We start from the raw sequence: 26,544 nt of genomic DNA, 5'->3' as shown, positions 1-26,544 counted from the left end.
TTCCTCCTATCGTAAAACTACCATTGATATTCCTTGGCCACCACTGATACAAAGTGTTGCAAGACTAGTCTCAGTTTTACGTTTTTGTATTTCATAAAGTAGCGTAACGAGTATTCTAGCGACATTTGACTCTATTGGATGTCCTAATGCTATTGCACCACTATTAACATTTAATTTTGATGAATCTATTTGAAGTTCATGTCGAATAGCTATCTTTCTTGAATGATAATTAAAAATTTTCTGAATAAAAAAATTATAATAAAGTACTTTTAATACAAGCTTGCTTTTAAGTATTTCAATTATTTTTATCCCTAATGCTTTATGTTTTCCTGTCTCTAATTATAGATTACGGCGAAAAAAGCATTTTGTCTAAGTCTAATTTTTTATATAGTGTATAAGAAAAATTTATAGGACAGAAATTTCTGCCATGTTTAGAAAAATATTTTGTTAAAATATTAATGAAATTATGTTGATTTTCCTATAGAATATTACTATAAGAAAAAATATAATCTAAACTATATTTTTAAGAAAGGGGGTTTAAAATGGATATAAAACAGTTAAAATATTTTGTTGAGATAGTAAAATCTGGTTTTAATCTATCAATAGCATCTAAGACACTTCACATATCTCAACCAGCGTTAAGTCAAATCATAAAAAATTTTGAAGAGAGTGAAGATGTATACTTATTTGAGAGGTACAAAGGCAGGTTAAATGGCTTAACACCAGCAGGAGAGAGATTTTATGTAAATGCAGAACATATTATAAATGAATACAAAAACATGATGGAAGATTTAAGGGAAGATTCAGTTCAATTTAAAGGTAAAGTTAGAATAGGAATACCGCCACTTATACTTGGAATAGCCTTTTCAGATGTAGTTGCACAGTTAGTTGCAAACAATCCAGATATAGAATTTGATATAGTAGAGAAGGGAGCATATGATTTAAGCAGAATGCTTATATTACAAGAATTAGATTATGCGGTATTATTACATCCACATAAAATCGATAAAAGTGTAGTGACTGAACATGTACTTCAAGAAGATGAGCTTACAGCTTTTTTAAATGTAAATCATCCACTTGCTAAAAAAAATAAGATAGACTGGAACGATTTGAATGAGCAGTTACTTGCAATATTTAATCCTGCTTTTATGATACATCATAAGCTAATGCAAAAATTTACTGATGAAAATGTTAAGTTAAAAAGATATATAATGTCTGGTTCATGGGATTTTCTATTGTTATCAACTACAAACTCTGATTTTATAACCATTCTACCATCACCAGTCCACAATTTCTTTGAGAATAGTAAAATTATAGAAAGACCATTTAATCATCCTATTACATGGAAAGTTGTATTATGCAGACCTAAGAAAGAACGTTATAGTCATGTAGATGAACATGTATTTAAATTTATTATAGATTTTTTTAGTAAAAAAAATTCGTGAGAGTGTTATTAAAATAACAATAAAAAGCAAACAAATTTTAAAAAATTACAATAAACTATTAGTTTTTTATTTATATATTTAATAGACAATAATAGGTTTTACATATCAGAATAAATTAGTATTGAAAATTATAATATACAAAATATATTTTCTAAAAATAAAAAATAAAAACAGTGAGTATCTGTAGATAGTCATTGTTTTTATTTTTCTATATAAAAGTTATTAAGTATTACTAGAAAACTTTTTACTTATTATAGTCAAGCTCATAACTGTTAAAAATATAAGTAGACCTGGAAATACAGCTAAATATAACTTATCAAAAATATGTCTTTGAGCATCTTGAAGCATATTACCCCATGATGCAAGAGGTAATTGTATTCCAAGACCTAAAAAACTAAGAGCGGATTCAGTTAAGATAGCATTAGCAATATTTAATGAGCCTGCAACTACAATAGTTTCTTTTAAGTTTAAAACTATGTGTCTTAATAGGATATTTCTAGTTTTAATACCTGTAGCTTTAGCAGCTATACAGTATTCATTTTCCTTTATTTTTAATGTTTCTCCACGGACGATTCTTGAGACTTCCATCCAACTTAAAAATCCAATAATTAGTATAATAGTGGAAACTTTAGGTGTCAAATAAGTATTTAACACAATCAAAACTAAGAAGCTAGGGATACTCATAAGCATATCTACTATTCTCATTAAGAATTGGTCCAACTTACCTCCAATATATCCACTAATAACACCTACAGCAGTACCAAATACTATAGAAATAACCATGGATAAAATACCAACACTAAGTGAAATTCTTCCACCATAAAGAGCTCTAGAGAAATAATCCCTCCCAAGTTCATCTGTACCAAAAATATGCTTTAAACTAGGTTCTTGAAGTTTGGAAGTAGTGTCAATTGCATTAGAGTCTATATTTAATATAAAAGAAGCTATGATTAATATGATTATTATACTAAGAGTAATGCATGCAAAAGCAAAGGATTTGTCTTTTTTTAATTCTTTTAGAATATTTGTAAACATAATCAGAAGCCTCCTTTACTAGATTTAATTTTAGGGTCAATTAATAGATATAATATATCAGCTACTAAATTTCCTAAAATTAAAAAGAGTGCTGATAACATAGTTATTGCCATAATTATGGTATAATCTCTTGAAAAAATTGAATCAATCATTAATCTACCCATACCTGGCCAAGAGAAAACTACTTCTGTAACAAATGCACCAGTAACTAATTTTTGTATACTCATACCAAGAATTGTAACTAATGATGTCAGTGAATTTTTCAAGACATGTTTGAAGAGTATGATTTTTTCTGATAATCCTTTTGCTCTTGCTGTAACAACATACTGTTTTTTTAATTGTTCACTTACACTAGCTTCTACATAATTTGTGAAAATAGCTGTATTATATAAACCTAAAGTTATTACAGGTAGAATTAAATGTTTTACTAAATCTCCAAAACTATCATTTCCAATAGTATGCATACCTCCTGATGGAAAAATATTAAACTTAACTGAAAAAATTGAGATGAGTATCATGCCTATCCAAAATGAAGGAATAGAAACACCTATATAATTAAAAATAGATGATATTTTACTAGTTATTGAATTTTTATTTACAGCTAAAAATATTCCGAGAGGTATAGCTACTAATATTGAAAATATTAAAGAAGTTCCCATAAGAATAAATGTATTTCCCATCTTTTCCATAATTTGTTCTGTAACAGGCATATGGTTTATATAAGAAATACCTAGATTTCCACTTAAAGTGTTTTTTAACCAACTTAAGTATCTTATGTATACTGGTTTATCAAGTCCCATGTTAACTCTTATATTTTCAATATCTTGTGCAGACATTAAAGGATTTATATAAGCATCTGCTGGGTCACCAGGAGCTAATTCTAAAAGCCCAAATGATAATATAGATATTAAGATTAACATAGGTATTAAAACTTTTACTCTATTTAATATTAATTTCAACATAAATGAATTCTCCTAATTAAAGGAGATGTCTCGTTTTAGAATAATAAAACAATGCAATGGACACTAAGTTCAAAGTTGCCATATTATTTTTAGACATCTCCCTTTTTAATTAATAATATAAAATTTTACATAAATTATTCTACATATAGTTTAGACCAGTCTTCAAATAATATTGCAGGAGATGGTTTAGCATCTTCTATTCCTTTTAAACTTTTTTGAGCTGCCATTAAATTCTGTTCATAATCTATAGTATAAATAGGTGCATCTTTAGATATATCCTGTTGTATTTGTTTGTATATTTCTTTACGTTTTTCTTTGTCTAATTCAGTAAATCCTTTTTCCCATAAAGCATCTATTTCAGTATTAGAATATTTAGTTTGGTTACAATATTGACCAGTTTCAAACATACCTCTATATGGATTTGGCTCTAATCCCCAAGCATATCCATTTACATACATATCACATTCAGTACCATTGCTAAATAATATATTGAAGAAAGCTTTACTTTCATAAGGAACTATTTCAGCTTCTATACCAATTTTTTTCAACTCTTGTTGAGCTACTAAAGCATAGTTTTTATGTCCAAATCTGCCTGTGTTATAACCTATTTTTAATTTATCAATTTTAACACCACTCTTAGCTAATAGGTCTTTAGCTTTATTTGTATCTTGCTTATATTCTTCAACACCTTCTTCAGTGTAGAAGTCTGCTTCTGGAACTAATATAGATTTAGCAGGTACAGAACCCTCTTTTCCATATGCTGATTCTATCATTTCATTTCTATTCAAAGCATATGATAATGCTTGTCTTACTTCTTTATTAGCCATATTTGCTATATTTTGGTTAAATACAATATAATTTAATCTTTCTTCACTGTAAGTGTAAGTCTGTAAGTTTGAATTTGATTTTGCTTTTTCATATCCTTCAGCAGATGTCTTCATAAGTGAAATTTCACCATTATTTAAAGCTGCTTCTTGAGATGCTTCATTAGGTATTATTTTTAATGCTATAGAGTCTGCTTTAGGTTCTCCACCGAAATAATCTGCATTTTTTTCAAATACTATGCTTTCACCTTTTTTCCATTCTTTAAACTTGAATGCCCCAGAACCAACTGGATTATTGTTTTTTTCTGACTTAGCTATATTTGATTCTCCTTCAAAGATGTGTTTAGGTATTGGAGCTATTTTAGATATACCATACAAGAAAGATTCACTTGCAGTTGGTAAGGTAATCTTAACAGTTAAATCATCAACTTTCTCTACTTTAACTGGTTTTTCGCCTATCAATAAGTATTGTCTTGATGGTGAATTTTGTTTTTCATCTAAAACTGTATTAAATGTGAATAAGACATCTTCAGCAGTTATTGGTTTCCCATCATGCCATTTTAAATCAGATTTTAATTTTATAGTTAATTCTTTACTATCTTTAAAATCTACTTTTTCTGCTAGATAATTTACTAAATTTCCTTTTTCATAAGTATAAAGAGGAGCATAAACTATATTTGACGCAAGAGAATCTTCTTTAACATTTGCAAAAGCTCCATTGATTATGTCAGGGTCACTTGCCATAGGGATTACAACAGTTCCACCAGATTTACTTTCTCCTCCTCCACTAGACTTGTCTTTATCATTAGAACTACAAGCTGTGAATGTAAACATTAATGCCGAAACTAAGATTAATGATGCCAATTTTTTAAATTTCATATTCTTATAAAACCTCCATAAAATAATATTTGACGCATATTTTTCATTTTATAATAAGAATCATTATTAAATCAACACATATAGAAATTAACTATCATACTGTTTTAATTGATAGAAAAAAAGAATAAAATGTAATAAAATGTTGTAATTTAAAATTTTATAAAATACAATCAAAAAGTGTATGTTATTTTAAGCAATTTCACTGAGAGGAGAAAATAATGAATAAAACACTAATTGAGGTTAGAGACTTAAAGGTCTATTTTCATACAGATAAAGGCATTGTAAAGAGTGTAAATGGAGTAAGTTTTAATATAAATGAAGGTGAAACTATTGGAATAGTTGGAGAATCAGGATGTGGTAAATCTGTAACAGCTATGTCTTTGATGAAGCTACTTCCAACATCAAAAATAGAAGGTGGAGAAATAATATTTCAAGGTAAAGACATTTTAAAGATGAATGAAAATGAACTTATGGGAATAAGAGGCAATGAGATATCGATGATTTTTCAAGAGCCAATGACATCTTTAAATCCAGCATTTACTGTGGGAAATCAAATTATTGAAGGAATTATGTTGCATCAAGATTTATCAAAAGAAGAGGCTAAAAAAAAGGTAATAGATATGATAAAGCTAGTAGAAATACCAAGAGCTGAAGAAATATATAATTCATATCCACACGAGTTATCTGGTGGTATGAGACAAAGAATAATGATAGCTATGGCTTTATCCTGTAATCCAAAATTACTTATAGCTGATGAACCAACAACAGCTTTAGATGTTACTATTCAAGCTCAAGTTCTAGATATAATGAAAAATATAAAAGAAAAATTAAACACATCTATAATGATGATTACCCATGATTTGGGGGTAGTTGCAGAAATGTGTGATAAAGTAATAGTAATGTATGCGGGCAAAGTTGTAGAAGTAGCAGATGTTGTTGAATTATTTAAAAATCCAAAACACCCTTACACTATTGGACTTTTAAAGTCAAAGCCTATTCTTGGAGAAAATAAAGAAAAAAGATTGTATTCAATTCCAGGACAAGTACCAAATCCAATTGGAATACCAGATTCATGTTACTTTAGTGATAGATGTGAAAAAGTATGTGATAAGTGTAGGACTCAGATACCTCCTTTAATAGAATTGAATAGTGGTCATAGTATTGCATGTTGGTTATATAAACAGGAGGAGATATAAATGAAAAAAGAAGAAAGTTTATTAAAAGTAGAAGGGCTTAAAAAGTACTTTGAAGTTAAATCTGGATTGTTTAATAAGGAAGTCAAATATGTAAAGGCAGTTGATGGAGTCTCTTTTGATTTGAAAAAGGGAGAAACTTTGGCTATAGTTGGAGAATCAGGATGTGGAAAATCAACTGCTGGAAGAACAATTCTTAGATTAATTGAAAAAACTGAAGGAAAAGTTGAATTTAATGGTATAGATATATATAAGTTAGAGAAGGAAGAACTTAGAAGATTAAGACCAAAAATGCAAATGATATTTCAAGACCCATATAGCTCATTAAACCCAAGATTAAATGTAGAGCAAATAATATCTGAGGCAGTTATAGAACATAATTTAGTACCAAAAAATGAAATAAAAGATAATATATTAAATGTTGTAGAAAATTGTGGTCTTTCTAAGTATCATTTAAACAGGAAACCAGGCGAGTTTTCTGGAGGTCAAAGACAGAGAATCGGTATAGCAAGGGCATTAGCATTAAATCCAGAATTTATAGTTTGTGATGAACCTGTTTCTGCATTAGATGTTTCTATTCAATCTCAAATTATAAATTTACTTATGGATTTACAAGATAAATATAAACTTTCATATTTGTTTATATCTCATGATTTAAGTGTAGTGAATCATATTGCACATAGAGTATGTGTCATGTATCTAGGTTCTATAATAGAGATTGCAACGAAAGAAGAACTTTACTTGCATTCTCAACATCCATACACAAAAGCACTTATGAGTGCAGTACCAATACAAGACCCTACAATTAAGAAAAATAGAATTATATTAAAAGGGGATATACCATCTCCAACAAACCCACCAAGTGGATGTAAGTTTCATACAAGATGCCCTTATTGTAAAGAAGTATGTAAAATAGAAGTTCCAGTTTTAAAAGAAATATCAAAGAATCATTTTGTCGCATGTCATCTAGTATAGATATTTTCAAAATTAAATCTGAGATATATAATAAGAAAAATAGGATAAATTGAAAATTTTTTGATGCTAAAATTATATGCTATTAATATTAAGTTAGTTGATATATAAGTTTAATCTATAATGTAATTATTGAAAAGAGGGGTAGACATGTCAATTTTAGTAACATTGTTAGGGTTATTGGTTTGCACAACAATTTCAACTGTACTTAGTAAAAAGTGGAACAGTATTCCTCTTGCAATATATCAAATTGTATTAGGAGTTATATTGTCTATTTTGCCATTTAAATTTTCATTTTCATTTAACCCAGAAATATTTGTAATATGTATAATAGCTCCATTATTATTTAGTGAAGGTCAAAATGTATCGAGAAAAGAGCTGTTAGAACTTAGAAAGCCTATTTTACTTCTTGCATTTGGTCTAGTTTTGACAACAGTATTTGCAGGTGGAATCTTTATACATTTTCTTATTCCTGAGATGCCTCTGTCAGTTTCATTTGCTCTAGCAGCAGTAATATCTCCAACTGATTTAGTGGCAGTAAAATCAATCACACAAGGATTAGATTTCCCTAAAAATATGATGAGTATACTTGAAGGTGAATCTCTATTAAATGATGCTGCTGGAGTAGTAGCATTTAAAGTTGCAGTGCTTGCAACAGTTACAGGAGCATTTTCAATAAAAGAAGCAGGGATTCAATTTATAATTACTGCTTTTGGAGGAATAATATTAGGATGCCTTTTAGGATATATAATTATAAAAATAAGACTTAGTTTACATAAGTGGAATCTGGAAGAAATTCCAATGGTAATAGTTATACAAATAATGACTCCACTTTTTGTGTATTTTGTGGCAGAAGAAGTAGGAGTATCTGGAATTCTAGCTGTTGTAATGGCAGGAATAGCCCATGGAATTGAAAAAGAGCATTTACAAAATACAACTACTAAACTAAGAATAATATCAGACAATACATGGTATGTTTTAGAGTATGTATTGAATGGATTTGTATTTACATTGCTTGGTTTTTTATTACCAAGCATATATATAGGTCTTAGCACTAAAAATGAAAATATGGCATTGAAATTGACTTTTATTGCTGTTTTAATTGTACTTATTTTATTTGTAATAAGATTTATATGTGTATATTTATGGCATGATTCTTTTATAAAAACTAAAAAGAATCCATTAAATAATTTCTTTATAGGATTTTTAGGTTTTAAGAATGAAGAAGTTGTAAAAGACAGTATTTCTAGATGTAAATACTCATTAATAGTTGCTACTTGTGGTGTTCATGGTACCTTTACACTAGCAACTGCATTATCCATACCATTTTATTTAGCTAATAAAGATATATTTCCGATGAGAGATACTGTTTTATTTATATCATCAGAAGTTATTCTTATAAGTTTAATATTGGCTACAATTTTATTGCCAAGATTATTAAAAAATAATATACAAGAATCAGAACATTTACTATCTGATAAAGAGGCATATCAATTAATTTTGAAAGAAGCTATTTTAAAACTTAGTAATGAAAAGGCACAAGAAGTACAACCAGTTATACATGATTTAAATGAACAGTTGGTAGACTCTGAAAAGGGAATATTAAATACTCCAGATAACAAACTTATAAGTATGATGATTGCACAAGCAGACCATCAAGGTTTGTTGGCTGTTCAAAAACTATTAGAAGTTGGAAAAATTTCTGATAGAGCTTTTAAATTGTATAGGTTTTATATTACAAAATCAAGAAAATCTATTCAGAAGTCTATATTTAAGATTGCAAGGCTAAAAATAAGTATGTGGATTATAGATAGAAAAGTAAAACTAGAAGTAAAAGAAAAAATTACAAAAATAATATCCGAAAATAAAGAAATAATTAAAGAATTTCACCATGCATATGCACTTTCTACTAAAACTGCTATATCTTTTATAAATGGAAATACTGATGAAAACAACAGACATGAGTCCATAATAGTAATCAGATTTTATAATCGTTACTTGAATTGGCTGACTAGAAAGATTCAAAATGATGATAAGTTTGAAGCAAAAGTAGAATACTACAGGCTAATGGCAATCCAAAGTGAAAGAGATAGTGTTCAACAATTAGTTGAAACTAAACAAATATCAAGAGAAGTCGCTAAGGAGTTATTGGAGAATATTCTTTATGATGAGATGATGATGATAGAATCATAAAAACAATGCGATATAGTGTGTGTTCTTTGATATTAAAATTAATGTTAAAAAATAGGAAATAGTTTTCAATAATTTGCTTGACAGATATATTTATTTATAATAGAATAAAACCATAAATTGAATACAATATTTATTAGCATTAACAAATTGGATTGTTACTGGAAAGCAGGCAATACCTAAGTTAAGATATACAGGTGAATTGTATCTTAATTTAGGTGTTTTTTTATGAATAAGTGAATTTGTATTTTGGGAGATATATTGATTATGATTATTCAACAAATTTATAATAATAATGTTGTATTGGTTCTAGATGAAAATATAAAAAAAGAATTGATATTAACAGGATGTGGGATTGGATTTCAGAAAAAGAAAGGTCAAGAAGTAGACAAAAGTAAAATTGAAAGAACCTTTGTTATACAGGATGAAAGTTTTGTAGATAAAATTGGAAAACTGGCAAGCCAGGTTGATGAAAAATTTTTTGAGATTAGCACAGATATAATTGCTTATGCAGAGGGAATCTTGAATACTGAACTTTATGAATATATTTATGTAGCGCTTACTGACCATATTGCATTTGCTATTAAAAGGTATAATGAAAATATAACTATAAAGAATGATTTACTACATGAAATAAAAAGAATACATAAAAAAGAATATGAGATTGGTAAATGGGCTGTAGATTATATAAATAAAGAATTTAATGTACAATTTCCACTTGATGAAGCTGGTTTTATAGCCATGCATATAGTAAATTCAAATTATAAAGGAAGTTCAAAGGAATCTCTATTAATTACTAAAATAGTAAAAGACATACTCAATATTATAAGATACTACTATAGAGTTGAATTTAGAGAAGATGATATAAATTATGATAGGCTTCTTACTCATTTGAAGTTCTTTGCAAATCGCTTGGTAAAAAGAGAAGAAATAAATGATGCAAATAATGAAATTATAGATATAATAAAAATAAAGTATGAAAAAGATTATAACTGTGCATATAAAATAAAAACTCATGTAGAAAAGAATTACGATTACTATGTAAGTCAAGATGAATTACTGTATTTAACATTACATATCAAAAGAGTTATATCTGTATTAAACTCATAATAAAAGGGAACTCGATACAAAATATATAGGTTAAATATATTATTTAAAAGTTAATACAAAATAATAATTTTAAAACATTAAGATTGTTACTGATGATGCAGGCAAGACTTAGGTTTATAAAAAAATTATAATAGTTTATTTTTAATTCTGAAATTAGGTTAATATAGATTTATTTATATTAGCATAAGTTGGATTTTGGAATTAGGTGTACTAATGTAATTTTTTATAAACTTAAGTCTTTTTTATTTAAAAAATATAAAATAATAAGGAGAGAAGAGTATATGAAAAAAATATTTGGTATTTTACAGAAAGTAGGGAAATCTTTGATGCTACCAGTTGCATTACTTCCAGCAGCAGGTATATTACTTGGTATAAGCAATGCTTTAGCAGGAGATGCATTATTAGCTCATTTTCCAGCTTTAGCTAATCCTACATTTCAACTTATAATAAGTATAATGGAAAGTTCAGGTCAAATTATATTTAATAACTTACCACTTATATTTGCAGTTGGTGTAGCTGTAGGTTTGACTGAAGGAGAAGGTGTTGCAGCATTGGCAGCCATAGTAGGTTTTTTAATTCTCAATACATCTATGGGGGTTATGACAGGTGTTACAGAAGGTATGATAGATAATTCTATGTATGCAAGTATTGTTGGAATACCAACGATTCAAACAGGTGTATTTGGTGGTATCATAATAGGGATAGTGGCTGCTTATCTTTATAAGAAGTTCTATAAAATTGAGTTACCTCAATATTTAGGTTTTTTTGCAGGTAAAAGATTTGTTCCAATTGTTACTTCATTAGCAGCCATAGCAATAGGAATCATATTGTCTTTTGTTTGGCCTCCAATACAAGAGGGATTGCTTAGTTTCTCAAAAAATGTCATAGAGACAAATCAAACACTAGCAGCGTTTATGGAAGGTTCTTTAGAAAGACTATTAATACCTTTTGGTTTACATCACGTTTTTCATAATCCATTTTGGTATCAATTTGGAGAATACATAAATAAAGCTGGTGAACTTGTAATGGGTGACCAAAAGATATTCTTTGCCCAACTTAAAGATGGAGTAACCTTCACATCAGGTACTTTTATGACAGGAGCATTTCCTTTTATGATGTTTGGTCTTCCAGCAGCAGCGCTTGCTATGGTACATGAAGCAAAGCCTGAAAAGAAAAAATTTGTAGCAGGTATAATGGCATCAGCAGCATTGACTTCTTTTTTAACAGGAATAACTGAACCAATAGAGTTTGCATTTTTATTTGTAGCACCAGCATTATTTGCAATACACTGTTTATTTTCAGGTTTATCATATGCAGTGATGCAATTATTGGGAGTTAAAATTGGTTTTACATTTTCAGGAGGACTAATAGATTTCTTGTTATTTGGTGTACTCCCTAATAGAACTCCATGGTATTTAGCTATTTTAGTAGGTCTTGGGTTTGCAGTATTATACTATAGTGTATTTAGATTTATGATAAGAAAGTTCAATTTAAAGACACCAGGAAGAGAAGATGAGTCAGAAACCAATGTAGGTACTGTTGAAATGTCTAAAAATGAATTAGCATCAGAGATTTTAGTTGCCCTAGGGAATAAAGAAAATCTAAAGAGTCTAGATGCTTGTATAACAAGACTTAGATTAGTTGTAAATGATATAGATAAAGTAGATAAAGAAAAGCTAAAATCACTTGGAGCAGCAGGTGTTATGGTTATTGGAAATAATGTTCAAGCTATATTTGGACCTAAATCAGATGTAATAAAGTCTGACATAAAGGATATAATAGAAGGAAAAATAAAAGTTGAAGACAAGAATATTAAAGATACATATAAAAATAAAGTGGGAAAAAACAATACAGAAATCGTCAACATGGGAGATTCTTTATTAGAAGAAGAGGTTTATGCCCTTACAAATGGAGAGTTACTAGACATAGAAGATGTGCCAGACTCTGTATTTTCAAGCAGATTGATGGGCGATGGATTTGCAATTAAATCTGATGATGGATTAATATATTCACCAGTTGATGGAACTATTGGAGTTGTATTTCCAACTAAGCATGCGATAATAATAAAATCTAAGAAAAGTGGAGTAGAAATACTTATACATTTAGGAATAGAAACTGTAAACTTAGAAGGTAATGGATTTGAAGTATTTGTGAATGTAGGAGATGAAGTCAAAGCAGGGGATAAGTTAGTGAAAATGGACTTAGAGTATATTGAGAAAAACGGTCTATCAGTAATAAGCCCTGTAGTATTTACTAATTTAGAGCAAAATCAGAAATTAAGCATTAAAAAAGGAAGAATCATAGCAAAAGAGAAGAATCGTGTAAGCATAGTAAGAGATAATGTTGAAAAGATTGGATAGATATATAATATTTTAATTTATTTTAAAATATTAGCAACCATGAGATATTAGTAAGATGAATAGACTAATATCTCATGTGTTTATTAAGACAACATTTATAACAAATAATTTACTCATCTAAAAGAGTAATATCTAAAGGGCTTTTATTGTTTATATAGTTTTTGGGAGATACCCCATAATACTTTTTAAATGCTCTTACAAAACTAGAATAATCGTTGAATCCACATTTACTACAAACTTCGCTCATAAGATTACCATTAATTATTAATGATTTTGCCAAAATTAATCTTTTCTGGACTATATAATTGTGTATGGATGTCCCAGTATAAGACTTAAACTTTCTCATAAGATAATATTTACTTATAAAAAATTCAGATGATATGCTATCTATGGAAAGCTTATTATCTATATTTGAATTTATATAGTTTAATATTTTTTTTATAGTTTCATCATAAAAAACATCTTCTGTTGATTCTGTATTTTCACTTTTTAAGAAAATTCTATTTAAGAATATCATAAGTTGTATAAACAATGTGTTTCTCAATAGTTCATTTCCAAATTCATTGTTAGATTCAGAAATATTTATTTGTTCAATAAAAGTCTTAATGGATTGAATATCATGTATATTTAAACGTAATCTATTACATTTATTTTCTGTGGCTATTTTAAAACATTTTTCTAAGTCACTAGTAATATTACTATTTTTTTTCATAAATTCTGGACTAATCCATATTGCAATTCTCTCATAAAATACATCTGAATCTATAACTGGTTTATGGATTTCATTATTACTGATAAAAAGTATATCCCAAGGTTTTAGTTTATAGGGAATTCCTTCAACAAAATAAGTGACATTTCCATCTATAAATATAATTATCTTATTAAAATCATGATTATGGTATTCAAATTTTATATCTTTTTTGTCTCTAATATTAAATATTTTAAAATTATCATTTAAGTACCCAATTTTTTTATCCATAGCTTTTATATGAGACCTTTCTTGAGTTATATTATAAAAAATTATAGAGCATTTTTTGCAATATTTCAAGCATTTTTAACCATTCACATAGTAAAAAATTCTTAATATAATATTATATGTAGTGTAATTTTAGCAGAAAGAGTTTAAAGGGAGGAAAGCATTTATGAAATTAAATGATATTATACAAGGTTTGGATATAGTCAATGTCAAAGGTGAATTAAATATAGATATTAATAATGTACAATATGATTCAAGAAAGGTTACAGAAGGTACATTATTTGTATGCATAAAAGGATTTGTGTCAGATGGTCATAAGTATATAAAAGATGCTATAGAAAAGGGAGCAAAAGCCTTTATTGTTGAAGAAGATGTAGAAATAAAAGGATATACATTTATAAAGGTAAAAGATACAAGAAAAGATATGGCAAAGATAGCTGACAATTTTTACAATCATCCATCTCAGAAATTTAATGTTATAGGAGTTACAGGTACTAATGGAAAAACTAGTATAACTACTATATTAAATGAGATATTAACTTTAAATAAAAATAAAGTTGGTCTTATAGGAACTATAAAAATTTTTGATGGTGAAAAAGACATTGTTTCTAGTTCAACGACTCCAGAAAGTATAGATTTACAATATCATTTTAATAATATGTTAGATAATGGATGTGATTACTGTGCGATGGAAGTTTCATCACACTCATTGGCATTAAATAGAGTTGATGAGACAGACTTCAAGGTGGGCATATTTACAAATTTAACACCAGACCATTTAGACTTTCATAAAGACTTAGAGGACTATAGAAAAGCCAAAGAAAAGTTGTTTTTTAAGACTACTATGGCAAATATAATAAATATAGATGATGAAGGTGGAAAAAAGATATATGAAAATATAAAAGATTTAAATGTACCTTGTTACACTTATGGTGTTGATACTAAAGCTGATTTTATGGCTAGAGATATAAAATCAGATTCGGATGGAGTATCTTATAGGTTGATAACACCTTCTTATGAAGAAGTTATATTTATACCTGTTCCAGGGATGTTTACAGTATATAATACATTGGCAGTTATAGCTGCTTGCTATGTACTTGGCATACCTAAGCCAGTGTATAAAGAAGGTCTTAGACTTTCTAATGGAGTATCAGGAAGGTTTGAAACAGTTCCGAATGATAAGGGAATCAGTGTAATTGTAGATTATGCTCATACTCCTGATGCACTTGAAAATGTATTGAAAACAACTCAACAATTTGCAGAAGGAAAAATAATTTCTGTGTTTGGATGTGGTGGAGATAGAGATACTGAAAAGAGACCTTTAATGGGAGCTATTGGACAAAAGTATTCTGATTTATGTATTATAACTTCTGATAATCCAAGAACTGAAGAACCAGAAGCAATAATAAAAGATATACTTGAAGGAATTGATAAGAAAAAAGAAAATTATCATGTTGTTTCGGATAGAAAACAAGCTATAGCAGAGGCTATAAGTATGGCAAAGAAAAATGATGTTGTTATCATAACAGGTAAGGGACATGAGACTTATCAAATTATAGGTAAAGTTAAGCATCATTTTGATGATAAAGAAGTTGCAAATGAATGTTTAAGTAAAATGTAATATGAGAATCTAATAAAACAAGACATCTAAAAATGTAATATCAAAATCTATTTTGATATTACATTTTTATTTTGTATATGGAAATTATTGTAAAATAAGTAATACAATAATAGGAGTTCTAATATCTACATTAATTAATTTATTATTGTAATAAAGTTTATAATTTTGTATAATTACAGTAAATATGGAAAAATAAGTATCATTATAAAATGCTTACAGTAATTGACATAAAATAATAATTATATGTAGAGATTCTAGAAAGGCAGGAAGCATAATGTTAAGTGATGCAAAAAATAATAGGCATGGTTTGTCCATAATTGCCGTAATAAGTATCTTAGTAATTACAATTTCCTGTTTGATTTATGGTTCAAGGTTGAATAAGACATTAGGTGAAGAAACGAATCAATATCTTTCAGAAATAGCAAATCAAAGCGTCAATGTGTTGAGAAAACAAATTAATGGAGATATAAAGTTATTACAATCAATTTCAATATTTGTTGAAGGAGAAGGGTCTTTTGAAGTAGATAATATCCTTTCTATACTTAAAAGAGAAGCTGTCAATAGCTCATTCAAAAGAATGGGGGTTATTTTACCAAATGGCACAGCATATACTACGGATGGTCATATAGAAGATTTCTCGAAAAGGGATTATTTCTTGAAATCAATGCAGGGAGAAGTGGCCATAACAGGTAAATTAAAAGATGTAATAAAAGATAATGAAAATGTTAATAGCGACATTAATGTATATTCTGTACCAATTTATAAAGGTAATGAGGTTAAAGGGGTCATATTTGCCACACATAACACCAAGTTGTATGAAAAGATTCTTTCTGTGCAAACCTTTAATGGAAGAGGATATTCTTATATAGCTAAGAGTAATGGAGATATTGTTTTAAATCCAAGTAGTAAAAATGCTAACACTAATAAGGAAAATTTATTTACTTATATTGGTAAAAGTGATGCCTTATCAAAGCCTACTCTTAATAACATGAAGTCAAACATAAAAAATTTTAAGTCTGGTTCATTGAGTTATAATATGTCTGGAAGAGGATATTATTTGAGTTATGCACCAATAGGAATCAATGATTGGTATCTTTTTTCTGAAGTACCTAAAACTGCTGTATCTGAGAAGTCATATGCTATTATAAAGCTTACATTATCAGCATGTGTAGTTTTGATTATAATATTTACTGCATTAACAATTTACATATTGTTTATACAAAAAAAGAGTAAGGAAAAATTAGAAGATTTTGCTTTTAAGGACAACGTTACAGGTATCGGAAATTCAAATAAATTTAATCTTGAGGGTGGCAAATTTTTATCATCTCATGAGAAGAAGAATCTAGTTTTAATTTATTTTGATGTGGATAAGTTTAAGCTAGTAAATGATAGGTTTGGATATGAAGAAGGAGATAGAGTATTAAAAGAAATAGCAGAGATAATTAAGAGTATGTTTAAAGAGCAATCTGTATTTTCAAGAATTTCAAATGATAATTTTGCAATAATATTTGAAAAGAAAAACAATAGAGAATCAGTTATTGGAATATGTGAACTTATACGTAAAAAAATGTCAATGATAAAAACTAGCCTAGGAGTAGAGCTAAATTTAATTCCATCGATAGGAGTATACTTTGTTGAAGAGGGAGAAACAAATATTTCTACCTGTCTTGATAAAGCTATGATTGCAAAAACTACAGTAAAAAGAAAATATTTAAAAGTTTATGAAATTTATGCTGAAAACTTAAAAGAGACTCTCATAGAAGAACGTGATATTGAACAAGAAATGCATGATGCTTTAAAAAATGAACAATTTAAAGTTTATTTACAACCTAAAATTGAATTATCAACTGCTAAAATTGTAGGTGCTGAAGCTCTTGTACGTTGGCAGCATCCTAAAAAAGGATTAATAAGTCCAGGTGTGTTTATTCCTATTTTTGAGAAGAATGGTTTCATAACAGAATTAGATATGTTTGTATTTACTCAAGTTTGTAAAAATTTTAAACGTTGGGAAAATGAAAGTTTTCCTACATTTCCTATATCAATAAATTTATCAAGGGTGCATCTTGAGAACCCAGATTTTATATTTGAGCTTGAAAATATAACAAAAGAATATGGGATTGAACCAGATTTAATTGAAATTGAGCTGACAGAAAGTGCAATTTTTGATAATACAAAAATATTGTTTAAAATAATGCAGGATTTAAAGTCTGTTGGATTCAAAATTTCTATGGATGATTTCGGTTCAGGTTATTCTTCCTTGAATATGCTTAAAGATATGCCAATTGATGTATTAAAATTAGATAGGGAATTTTTTATAACAGTAGGAGATATGAAAAAAAGTCAAATTGTAGTTTCAAGTATTGTTCAAATGGCAAAGCAGCTTGATATAAAAGTTGTTTCAGAAGGAGTCGAGACATTGGAGCAAGCTGAATTTTTAAGAGTTATAGGTTGTGATATGGCTCAAGGCTTTTTATTTGCTAGACCAATGCCAATCGAAAAATATGAAAAACTAATCTTAGATAGATATATTGTAAAAGGAAAAGAAACAAATTAAATAAATTATAAAACATAACATAAAAATTTATAAAAAGTGAACCTTGTTTAATCAATGCTCACTTTTTTTATATAAAAATACACTATTACAAGAATCTAAATTGTTATAGGAATTAAATGATATTTTAAAAGAAATATATGAAATATTCTGATATAAACAGTTTGATAGTATGGTTTATGCAGTTAAGTATATTAAACATTATTTGAAAAATTGGGAGGATAAATTTGGATAATATAATAATTAGAGAAATGGAAGCTGATGAAAGAAGGTTTGTGTGGGAACTTGGTAAATCAAGCTTTGGATTGGTTGAAGGCCTGGCATTCAAGAAACCAAAAGATGCTTTTCTTGCTATAGTGGATGGACATATTGTTGGGATGGCTTCTTATAGAATTTTTCATGCAAAAAATAGTCAAAAGATTGGTTACTTAGAAACAGCCTATGTAAAAAAAGGTTATGAGGGTAAAGGAATAGGAAGTAAGCTTTATAAAAAGGTAACTATGTTTTTAAAAGAGCAGGGTTGCAAAACAGTAACTGCCACTGTAAAAGATGATAATGTTGCGTCATGGAAGCTTTTTGAAAATAATGGATATAATATTATGAGTTTTACACAGATGTTACAAAATTATGGGCTAATTGGGACTGTACAATTATGGATACACAGCACGCTTTTTATTGCCTCTGGGTTTCATCTATGGAGTACTTCAGCACAAAAAAGCAATTCATCAATTCGACAATTAGGAACTTACATAATTTTGAACTTATTGATATTGTTTCCTATTTTATTGTTTGATAATAATTTAATTGATTGTAGCGTCATGGTAGGTGCATTTTTTTCTTTGTTGATTATTTCCTTAATTAGTGGAATGTTTGCAACCTTAATTTTACCCGAAAAATGGATATTTACTGTTACACGAGGTGGATTGTTTATATCATTATTGGTGACAGTATTAGGTGGTATATGGCCAATGATAGGTAGATTTTATCCAAAAGACTACAAATCAACTGCTAGCTTTAGACGCAACATGGCTATTGAAGGATTATTTGAATGGTTAGGATTATTGTGTTTTGTTTTATGGATAGCAGTTGTAGGAAAATCAGAATTTAGTGAATACATAGTTTCACTTGGAAAGACTTTGTTGATTTTACATAGTATACCTTTTTATCCATTTGAATGCTTTGGTGGAAGGCGTATTTGGGATTATAGTAAAATACTTTCAGTAGCAACAGTAGTAATTTCTATAGGTATATTAAATCTATTTTAGAAATATAATTTTATAACCAAGACTTGAGGCTAAAGTCTTATTAAAAAACAAAAAGTAACTTTTAAATTTAATTGTTATATGTAATAGATTAGATTTTATCATACAAAAAAGAGAGTTTTTCATTGTGATTATTAGAAATCATTTGGAATAACTCTCTTTTTTGCAAAGAATCTATATAATTATTGTAAGATAATAAAAAATTTCATTATTATAACTATAATATCCTAATCATAGTACTTACAATAGCCAAAGTCTACAAAGTTAATAATTTTAAACATTAAATCTAAATAATATAACATCTCCATCTTTAACTATGTATTCCTTACCTTCTAATTTAACTAATCCTTTTTCCTTAGCAGCAGCCATAGTACCATGCTCAACTAAATCATTAAAAGCTATTGTTTCAGCTCTTATAAATCCTCTTTCTATATCAGAATGTATTTTTCCTCCTGCTTGAGGTGCCTTACTTCCAACCTTTATAGTCCATGCTCTAACTTCTTTTGGACCAGCAGTTAAGAATGAAATTAAACCAAGTAAAGCATAAGAAGATTTTATAAGTTTGTCAAGTCCTGATTGTTCAAGACCTAATGTCTCTAAAAATTCTTTCTTTTCTTCAGGAGAATCAAGTTCAGAAATTTCTGCTTCTATTTGTGCACATACAACAACAACTTCAGCATCTTCTGTTTCGGCAAATGCTTTAACTTGTTGAACATACTTATTATTTTCCCCATTATCAGCCAAATCATCTTCTGATACATTTGAAGCGTATATTACAGGTTTAGATGTAAGTAAATCTAATGAATTTACGAATACCTGTTCATCTTCTGTAAATTGCATAGTTCTTACACACTTACTTTCCTCTAAAGTAGACATGATTGATTTTAGTAAATCAAGTTCAGAGCCTAAAGTCTTATCAGCTTTAGCAGCCTTTTGAGTTTTATGGATTCTTCTTTCAAGAATTTCTATATCAGAGAAAATTAATTCTAAGTTTATAGTCTCTATATCACGAAGTGGGTCTACAGAACCATCTACATGTATAACATTTTCATCTTCAAAGCATCTAACAACATGGACTATTGCATCAACTTCTCTTATATGTGATAAAAATTTATTTCCTAAACCTTCTCCCTTAGAAGCACCTCTAACTAAACCAGCTATATCACAAAATTCTATAGCAGTAGGGACTATTTTTTCAGAATTATATAATTCTTGTAGTTTGTTCAATCTTTCATCTGGAACAGATACAACTCCAACATTTGGGTCTATCGTACAAAAAGGGTAATTTGCAGATTCTGCACCTGCTTGAGTTATTGCGTTAAATAGTGTGCTTTTACCTACATTCGGTAAACCAACTATACCTAATTTCATATTAATCGTCCTCTCTCTTATTCTTTTTTATATTCTTTATATAACTTTAAACAATCAATCTATAGGATTGCAAAATTGTTTTAATTATAGACATACATATTGATTATACATCATATATATTAAGCTTGTAAACTAGACTTTAAAGCAGATTGATTTAAATAATATTTGAATTTAATTTAAATAAAAATATTGCTTTTAGAAAATAATAAAAAGGATATAATTAAATAGAAGGTTGTTATATGTTAGTATATATAATTAGAAAATAAATAAATTTCAATTTAAAAATTGATGTTTAAATAAAAATAGGAGGTACATATGGTTAATACTAAGAAAATAATAAATTTAGGTAATAATATTAATCTTACTTTGATAAAAACAGAGAAGTTTAAATCAAATCTTATAAGTTTGTATGTTCAAAGAATCCTTGATGAAAAAGAAACTACAAAAAATGCTCTAATTCCAGCAATAATAGCAAGTGGAAGTGAAAAATATCCTAGTGCAAGAGCAATATCTAATAAGCTAGATGATTTATATGGTTCATCTATGGGAGCTGATGCTGTAAAGCGTGGAGAGAGACAAGTATTGAGTTTCAAAATAATTAATATAAGTGAAAAATATTTAGATGAGAGTATATTTGAAGAAGTGGTGGAATTTTTTAATGAAGTGATAAATAACACTCTTGTTGTAGATGGTGGATTTAAAGAAGAATATTTAAATATTGAAAAAGAAAATTTAAGAGAAAAAATACAATCAGTAATAAATGATAAAAAAGAGTATGCACAAGATAAATGTATTGAATCTATGTGTAAAGGTGAAAGATACAGTATAAGTGAATTTGGTTATGAAGATGAAATAGATAGTATAACTTCAAAAGATTTATATGAACATTATAAAAATATACTTAAAACATCACCAATAGATATAGTTGTAGAAGGTGATTTTGATGAAGATAAGGTTGTAGATATAATAAGTAAGAATCTAAAATTTGAAAGAGAAGATATTATAGATATACCAAGAGCTGATTTTATAAAAAATGTAGATGAAGTAAAAATTGTAGATGAACAAATGGAAATAACTCAAGGTAAACTTGTTATGGGTTACAGAGCAAATGTTGATTATGCAGATACAGATAAATATTATGCTCTTGTTGTTGGAAGCAATGTATTAGGTGGCGGACCTCATTCTAAATTATTTGTGAATGTAAGAGAAAAAGAAAGCTTATGTTATTATGTATTTTCTTCGATAGAAAAGTATAAAAGTATTATGTTCATATCTTCTGGTATAGAAACTAAAGATTATGATAAAGCTGTGAAGTTGATAAAAGAACAAGTAGAAAGTATAAAAGCAGGAGATATATCTGATGAAGAATTAGAAAATAGCAAACTTGCTTTAGTTAACTCTATGAAATCTATAACAGATAATATAGGTGGGATGTCTGATTTTGCTTTTTCTCAGTCTATGTCAAAGACAAATTCTGAAGTAGAAGACATAATATCTAGTATAGAAAAAGTTACTAAAAAGGATATAGTCGAAGCTATAAAAGGTATAGAGCTTGATACTGTATACTTTTTAAGAAATTAATGGAGGAAATGTCTATGGAAAAAATAGTTAATGATATATTGAGAGAAGAAGTTTATTATGAAAAATTGCAAAATGGACTAGATGTATACTTTATGCCTAAAAGAGGCTTTACTAAAAAATATGCTATTTTGGCTACTAATTATGGTTCAAATGATTTGGAATTTATACCAATTGGAGAAGATAAAAAAATTAGAGTAAATGAAGGTATAGCACACTTTTTAGAGCATAAGATGTTTGAACAACCTGATGGAGGAGATGCATTTGATAAATTTTCTAAATTAGGAGTAAGTGCAAATGCATTTACTAATTTCACAATGACAGCATACTTATTTTCTGCTACTGAAAATTTTTATGAGAGTTTAGAACATTTAATTGACTATGTCCAAACACCTTATTTTACAGATGAAAATGTTGAAAAAGAAAAAGGTATAATAGCCCAAGAAATAAAAATGTACAATGATGACCCTGATTGGAATGTATACTTTAATTGCTTGAAGGCAATGTATGTAAATTATCCTGCTAGAATTGATATAGCAGGTACAGTAGATAGTATATATAAGATAACTAAAGAAGAACTGTATAAATGTTACAATACTTTCTATAATCCAGGAAATATGGCTTTATTCGTTGTTGGTGATTTGGATGTAGAAAAAGTTGTAGATGTAACTAAAAAAGCAAATAACTATGATGTAGATAAACTTTCTAAGAGTATAGAGAGATTTTATCCAGAAGAACCTAAAAGTGTAAAAGAAAAAGAAGTCATAGAAAAATTCCCTATATCTATGCCTATGTTTAATATAGGTTTTAAGGATAGTAATGTTGGTTTAAAAGGAAAAGAACTTCTACGTAAAGAGATTGTAACTGATATACTTGTAGGTATGTTATTTAAAAAAGGAAGTAAACTTTATGAAGATTTGTATATGCAAGGATTAATAAATGAAAATTTTGGAGCGGGATTTTCATCTCAAGTAGATTATGCTTTTAGTATAATAGCTGGAGATTCTAAGGAACCTAAAAAAGTAAAAGATATAATTATTGAGTATATAGAAAACTCAAAAAAAGAAGGTTTATCTAAAGAAGAATTTGAAAGAACTAAAAAGAAGAAGATTGGTTCATTTATTAAGTACTTTGATTCAATAAATTTTATAGCAAACAGTTTTATATCTTATGTATTTAAGGATATAAATATATTAGATTATTTAGATGTTGTTAAAGACATTACTTTTGATGAAGTAGAAGAAAGATTAAAAGAACACTTTAAAGAAGAGTATTGTGTTATTTCTATTGTAGAACCTAAATAAAGATTTACTTATAATAAGAATAACAAGATAAATATTAAATTGTTAGTTTGAATACTTATCTTGTTTAAATAAGAAATAAATTTATAAAATATATTTATGTAAATTAAGTTGAAAAATTTAAGAATAGTATATAAAAATGTATAAGAGGTTGGTGCATAAATGTGCCAATCTCTTTGATTTTAAAGAATTTTATAGTAATCATATTGGTATAATATATGTAATATATTATGAGTATTTGTAGAATTAGTTTTAATATTTTTTGTAGAATTAACATTAATATGTTATCATAATTTAGTATAATTACAATTAATTGTAAAGATAAGTATATTGCTTTGGAAATATTTTTAATTAATACGAAGAGGTGGAGTTATGGATAGAGTGGCATTTACACTATTTGGAATAGACATAATGTGGTATGGAATACTTATGGCATGTGGAATGATTCTAGGAACTTTAATTGCAATAAAAGAGTCAAAAAGAGTAGGAATTAAAGAAGATGATGTATTAAATATAGCTATAATAGCAATTCCAGCAGGACTAATCTGTGCAAGAATCTATTATGTAGTATTTAATTGGAGTTATTATGCTCAAAATATATCTCAAGTCTTTAATTTTAGAGGTGGTGGACTTGCTATACATGGAGGTTTAATTGGTGGAATATTAGCTGGGTATATATACACTAAAGTTAAAAACATTAACTTCTTAAAAATGGCTGATACAGTTATACTTGGAATGCCTTTAGCACAAGCTATAGGGAGATGGGGAAATTTTATTAATGGAGAAGCACATGGAGGTGTTACTAATTTACCTTGGGGAATAATGGTAGATGGAGTAAAGGTACATCCAACTTTTCTATATGAATCTATATGGGATTTTGGTATATTTATAGTTTTATTGCTGTTTAGAAAAAATAAAAAGTATGAAGGTCAAGTTATAGTTACTTATATAACTTTATATTCAATAGGAAGGTTTTTTATAGAGGGATTAAGAACTGATAGCTTAATGTTAGGACCACTTAGAATGGCACAAGTTATAAGCCTAGTTGGAGTGATTGGTGGTATAATTGCACATATTTATTTATCAAATAAAAATAAAAAAAATATTAGTGAATAATAGTTTAAATAGTGAATTTAAGGGAGGTAACTATGGAATTTCATCATGTATCAGTTCTTTTAAATGAGTGTATAGAAAATTTAAAGATAAAGCCAGATGGAGTGTATGTAGATTGTACTATGGGAGGAGCAGGTCATTCTAGAGAGATAGTAAAAAAACTATCAGATAAGGGATTATTTATAGGCTTTGACCAAGATAAAAATGCTATAAACACAGCAAGAGAGAGATTGAGCGAATATAAAGATAGAGTAAAGTTTGTTCATAGCAACTTTGAAAATATAAAAGAGGAATTAGAAAAAATAGGAGTTTACAAGATTGATGGCGTGTTGGCAGATTTAGGAGTATCATCTCATCAACTTGATGAAGCAGACAGAGGTTTTTCTTATATGCAAGATGCACCACTTGATATGAGGATGGATGTTAGATGTGAGTTTTCTGCATATGATGTTGTAAATACTTATACAGAAGATGAACTTGCTAAGATAATAAAAGATTATGGAGAAGACAACTGGGCTAAACGTATAGCTAAATTTATAGTTGAAGAAAGAGCAAATAAATCAATAGAAACTACAGGTGAATTGGTAGATGTAATTAAAAAAGCTATTCCTAAAAAAGCTAGAATAGATGGACCTCATCCAGCTAAAAGAACTTTTCAGGCTATACGAATAGAAGTAAATAATGAACTTGGAGTAATTACGAAGATGATAAATGATGCTTCTTCTATAATGAATGAAGGTGGAAGAATATGTATAATAACATTTCATTCATTAGAAGATAGAATAGTAAAGAATGCATTTAAATATCTAGCATCAGATTGTATATGTCCACAACATTTACCTATATGTCAGTGTGACAAAGAATCTGAGGTAAAAATAATAACTAGAAAACCAATATTACCTAGTGATGAAGAAATAGAAGTAAATCCACGTTCAAGAAGTGCTAAGTTAAGAGTAGCAGAAAAAATATAACTTATACAATTTAGGATTAAAAAGTAAGTTTATGTAAAGAAGAGCTATTATAAGCAATTAAAAAGTATGATAAATTGTGTAGTATTAGAAGGTAATTGTGAAACAATTGATATTATAAGGCATATTTCTGTTATTGATATAAGTGATTAAGATTGAGATATAAAAATATGGAGATATATAATATAATGAAGAGATTATTAATAAAAAATAGATAAACTAGTTACATATTGTACTTATGGAAAAGATTATCTGAATATAGTATAAGTAATAAAAATAAATAAAAATTAGTAAATAACCTATAGATTCAATATAAGAGTATAAGTGAATTTATAGGTTATTTTGTTGTGTATAGAAAAAAGTACAATTAGATTGTGTATTAGTGTATTAATTTAGCGATGGAATTTTAGAGGAAGAGATATGATTAATAACAAATATAGTATAGAGGAAAATTTAAAATCTATATTATCGGGGTGATAATTTGAAAAAAAATTATAAAATACATAATCTAAATGAATATAAAAATAAGAAAAAGAATAATTATAAAAAGAGAAATAATAAAAAAATAGGGGCTAAATATATTTTATTGATTGCAACCTTTACAGTAATAATATTGAATCTATGTGGTTATTCAAAAATCTCAGAAATGAAGTATGACATTTATTATTTACAAAAAGATTTAAGAAAAAAAGAGATAGTACTAGAAGAACTAAAGGCAAAAGAAACTGAAAAAACATCGATAAAAGAAATTGAGCTAAAGGCAAAAGAATTGCTCAATATGGACTATCCAAAAGATGGACAAATAAAGTATATAGATGTGGATAACTAGGGGG

The 26,544-nt window shown here is 27.8% G+C and carries 20 protein-coding genes; 14 read left to right on the top strand and 6 right to left on the bottom strand.

The window, feature by feature from the left end:
* Positions 1-6 precede the first annotated feature (6 nt).
* Positions 7-207 (bottom strand): hypothetical protein, encoded by a 201-nt coding sequence (locus tag ACTG46_RS14690; protein ID WP_479924073.1) that lies wholly within the window; start codon positions 205-207, stop codon positions 7-9.
* Between the two features lie 335 nt (positions 208-542).
* Here ACTG46_RS14690 and ACTG46_RS14685 point away from each other — a divergent pair, with 335 nt between their 5' ends.
* Positions 543-1,445, top strand: a complete 903-nt coding sequence (locus ACTG46_RS14685) for a LysR family transcriptional regulator (RefSeq protein ID WP_054277291.1) — start codon at positions 543-545, stop codon at positions 1,443-1,445.
* 222 nt (positions 1,446-1,667) lie between these two features.
* Here ACTG46_RS14685 and ACTG46_RS14680 read toward each other — a convergent pair whose 3' ends face one another.
* The 3 genes from ACTG46_RS14680 to ACTG46_RS14670 form a co-directional block, all read right to left on the bottom strand.
* Positions 1,668-2,480: an ABC transporter permease gene (locus tag ACTG46_RS14680; RefSeq protein ID WP_054277290.1), complete on the bottom strand. Its 813-nt coding sequence runs from the start codon at positions 2,478-2,480 to the stop codon at positions 1,668-1,670.
* A 2-nt stretch (positions 2,481-2,482) separates the two neighbouring features.
* Entirely contained in the window at positions 2,483-3,442 is a 960-nt protein-coding gene (locus ACTG46_RS14675; protein WP_054277289.1) for an ABC transporter permease, read from the bottom strand.
* Between the two features lie 134 nt (positions 3,443-3,576).
* Complete coding sequence (locus ACTG46_RS14670) at positions 3,577-5,145, bottom strand: ABC transporter substrate-binding protein (protein ID WP_074178518.1); 1,569 nt, start codon at positions 5,143-5,145, stop codon at positions 3,577-3,579.
* 218 nt (positions 5,146-5,363) lie between these two features.
* On the opposite strand from ACTG46_RS14670, the gene ACTG46_RS14665 reads away from it, so the two are divergent.
* The 5 genes from ACTG46_RS14665 (at position 5,364) to ptsG (ending at position 12,970) form a co-directional block, all read left to right on the top strand.
* On the top strand, positions 5,364-6,341 hold the full coding sequence (locus tag ACTG46_RS14665) for an ABC transporter ATP-binding protein (protein ID WP_479923063.1): 978 nt from the start codon (positions 5,364-5,366) through the stop codon (positions 6,339-6,341).
* Entirely contained in the window at positions 6,342-7,313 is a 972-nt protein-coding gene (locus tag ACTG46_RS14660; RefSeq protein ID WP_167639633.1) for an ABC transporter ATP-binding protein, read from the top strand.
* 147 nt (positions 7,314-7,460) lie between these two features.
* Entirely contained in the window at positions 7,461-9,503 is a 2,043-nt protein-coding gene (locus tag ACTG46_RS14655) for a cation:proton antiporter (protein ID WP_479923062.1), read from the top strand.
* A 264-nt stretch (positions 9,504-9,767) separates the two neighbouring features.
* A complete protein-coding gene (gene licT / locus ACTG46_RS14650; protein WP_407964114.1) occupies positions 9,768-10,610 on the top strand; it encodes a BglG family transcription antiterminator LicT in 843 nt (280 codons plus the stop codon).
* Between the two features lie 281 nt (positions 10,611-10,891).
* Positions 10,892-12,970, top strand: coding sequence for a glucose-specific PTS transporter subunit IIBC (ptsG, locus tag ACTG46_RS14645; RefSeq protein WP_479923061.1), 2,079 nt, complete (start codon positions 10,892-10,894; stop codon positions 12,968-12,970).
* A gap of 109 nt (positions 12,971-13,079) precedes the next feature.
* Here ptsG and ACTG46_RS14640 read toward each other — a convergent pair whose 3' ends face one another.
* Positions 13,080-14,018, bottom strand: a complete 939-nt coding sequence (locus tag ACTG46_RS14640) for an AraC family transcriptional regulator (protein WP_479923060.1) — start codon at positions 14,016-14,018, stop codon at positions 13,080-13,082.
* A gap of 94 nt (positions 14,019-14,112) precedes the next feature.
* Here ACTG46_RS14640 and ACTG46_RS14635 point away from each other — a divergent pair, with 94 nt between their 5' ends.
* From ACTG46_RS14635 to ACTG46_RS14625, 3 genes are all read left to right on the top strand, one after another.
* On the top strand, positions 14,113-15,567 hold the full coding sequence (locus ACTG46_RS14635; protein WP_054271233.1) for a UDP-N-acetylmuramoyl-L-alanyl-D-glutamate--2,6-diaminopimelate ligase: 1,455 nt from the start codon (positions 14,113-14,115) through the stop codon (positions 15,565-15,567).
* Between the two features lie 274 nt (positions 15,568-15,841).
* Positions 15,842-18,121 carry a bifunctional diguanylate cyclase/phosphodiesterase gene (locus ACTG46_RS14630; protein ID WP_054277283.1) on the top strand — a complete coding sequence of 760 codons (2,280 nt, stop codon included), beginning with the start codon at positions 15,842-15,844 and terminating at the stop codon, positions 18,119-18,121.
* Positions 18,122-18,345: 224 nt separating this feature from the next.
* Positions 18,346-19,383, top strand: a complete 1,038-nt coding sequence (locus tag ACTG46_RS14625; protein ID WP_479923059.1) for an N-acetyltransferase family protein — start codon at positions 18,346-18,348, stop codon at positions 19,381-19,383.
* Positions 19,384-19,653: 270 nt separating this feature from the next.
* Here ACTG46_RS14625 and ychF read toward each other — a convergent pair whose 3' ends face one another.
* A complete protein-coding gene (gene ychF / locus ACTG46_RS14620) occupies positions 19,654-20,751 on the bottom strand; it encodes a redox-regulated ATPase YchF (RefSeq protein ID WP_054271231.1) in 1,098 nt (365 codons plus the stop codon).
* 315 nt (positions 20,752-21,066) lie between these two features.
* On the opposite strand from ychF, the gene yfmF reads away from it, so the two are divergent.
* The 5 genes from yfmF (at position 21,067) to ACTG46_RS14595 (ending at position 26,540) form a co-directional block, all read left to right on the top strand.
* Positions 21,067-22,332 carry an EF-P 5-aminopentanol modification-associated protein YfmF gene (yfmF, locus tag ACTG46_RS14615; RefSeq protein WP_219673173.1) on the top strand — a complete coding sequence of 422 codons (1,266 nt, stop codon included), beginning with the start codon at positions 21,067-21,069 and terminating at the stop codon, positions 22,330-22,332.
* 14 nt (positions 22,333-22,346) lie between these two features.
* A complete protein-coding gene (yfmH, locus tag ACTG46_RS14610; RefSeq protein ID WP_054271229.1) occupies positions 22,347-23,633 on the top strand; it encodes an EF-P 5-aminopentanol modification-associated protein YfmH in 1,287 nt (428 codons plus the stop codon).
* 369 nt (positions 23,634-24,002) lie between these two features.
* Positions 24,003-24,746, top strand: a complete 744-nt coding sequence (gene lgt, locus ACTG46_RS14605; protein ID WP_054271228.1) for a prolipoprotein diacylglyceryl transferase — start codon at positions 24,003-24,005, stop codon at positions 24,744-24,746.
* 32 nt (positions 24,747-24,778) lie between these two features.
* Positions 24,779-25,714 carry a 16S rRNA (cytosine(1402)-N(4))-methyltransferase RsmH gene (gene rsmH / locus ACTG46_RS14600; protein WP_054271227.1) on the top strand — a complete coding sequence of 312 codons (936 nt, stop codon included), beginning with the start codon at positions 24,779-24,781 and terminating at the stop codon, positions 25,712-25,714.
* 478 nt (positions 25,715-26,192) lie between these two features.
* Positions 26,193-26,540, top strand: coding sequence for a hypothetical protein (locus ACTG46_RS14595; protein ID WP_479923058.1), 348 nt, complete (start codon positions 26,193-26,195; stop codon positions 26,538-26,540).
* Positions 26,541-26,544 lie beyond the last annotated feature (4 nt).

The sequence above is a fragment of the Clostridioides sp. LIBA-7678 genome (genome assembly GCF_056716065.1).
This window is presented reverse-complemented; position numbering and strand designations above follow the sequence as displayed.

Excerpts from the sequence above, each read along its gene's own strand:
- ACTG46_RS14660 (WP_167639633.1), top strand. The coding sequence starts at position 6,342 with ATGAAAAAAGAAGAAAGTTTATTAAAAGTAGAAGGGCTTAAAAAGTAC.
- rsmH (WP_054271227.1), top strand. The coding sequence starts at position 24,779 with ATGGAATTTCATCATGTATCAGTTCTTTTAAATGAGTGTATAGAAAAT.
- yfmF (WP_219673173.1), top strand. The coding sequence starts at position 21,067 with ATGGTTAATACTAAGAAAATAATAAATTTAGGTAATAATATTAATCTT.
- ACTG46_RS14655 (WP_479923062.1), top strand. The coding sequence starts at position 7,461 with ATGTCAATTTTAGTAACATTGTTAGGGTTATTGGTTTGCACAACAATT.
- ychF (WP_054271231.1), bottom strand. The coding sequence starts at position 20,751 with ATGAAATTAGGTATAGTTGGTTTACCGAATGTAGGTAAAAGCACACTA.
- ACTG46_RS14685 (WP_054277291.1), top strand. The coding sequence starts at position 543 with ATGGATATAAAACAGTTAAAATATTTTGTTGAGATAGTAAAATCTGGT.
- ACTG46_RS14635 (WP_054271233.1), top strand. The coding sequence starts at position 14,113 with ATGAAATTAAATGATATTATACAAGGTTTGGATATAGTCAATGTCAAA.
- ACTG46_RS14670 (WP_074178518.1), bottom strand. The coding sequence starts at position 5,145 with ATGAAATTTAAAAAATTGGCATCATTAATCTTAGTTTCGGCATTAATG.
- licT (WP_407964114.1), top strand. The coding sequence starts at position 9,768 with ATGATTATTCAACAAATTTATAATAATAATGTTGTATTGGTTCTAGAT.
- ptsG (WP_479923061.1), top strand. The coding sequence starts at position 10,892 with ATGAAAAAAATATTTGGTATTTTACAGAAAGTAGGGAAATCTTTGATG.
- ACTG46_RS14630 (WP_054277283.1), top strand. The coding sequence starts at position 15,842 with ATGTTAAGTGATGCAAAAAATAATAGGCATGGTTTGTCCATAATTGCC.
- ACTG46_RS14665 (WP_479923063.1), top strand. The coding sequence starts at position 5,364 with ATGAATAAAACACTAATTGAGGTTAGAGACTTAAAGGTCTATTTTCAT.
- yfmH (WP_054271229.1), top strand. The coding sequence starts at position 22,347 with ATGGAAAAAATAGTTAATGATATATTGAGAGAAGAAGTTTATTATGAA.
- ACTG46_RS14675 (WP_054277289.1), bottom strand. The coding sequence starts at position 3,442 with ATGTTGAAATTAATATTAAATAGAGTAAAAGTTTTAATACCTATGTTA.
- lgt (WP_054271228.1), top strand. The coding sequence starts at position 24,003 with ATGGATAGAGTGGCATTTACACTATTTGGAATAGACATAATGTGGTAT.
- ACTG46_RS14680 (WP_054277290.1), bottom strand. The coding sequence starts at position 2,480 with ATGTTTACAAATATTCTAAAAGAATTAAAAAAAGACAAATCCTTTGCT.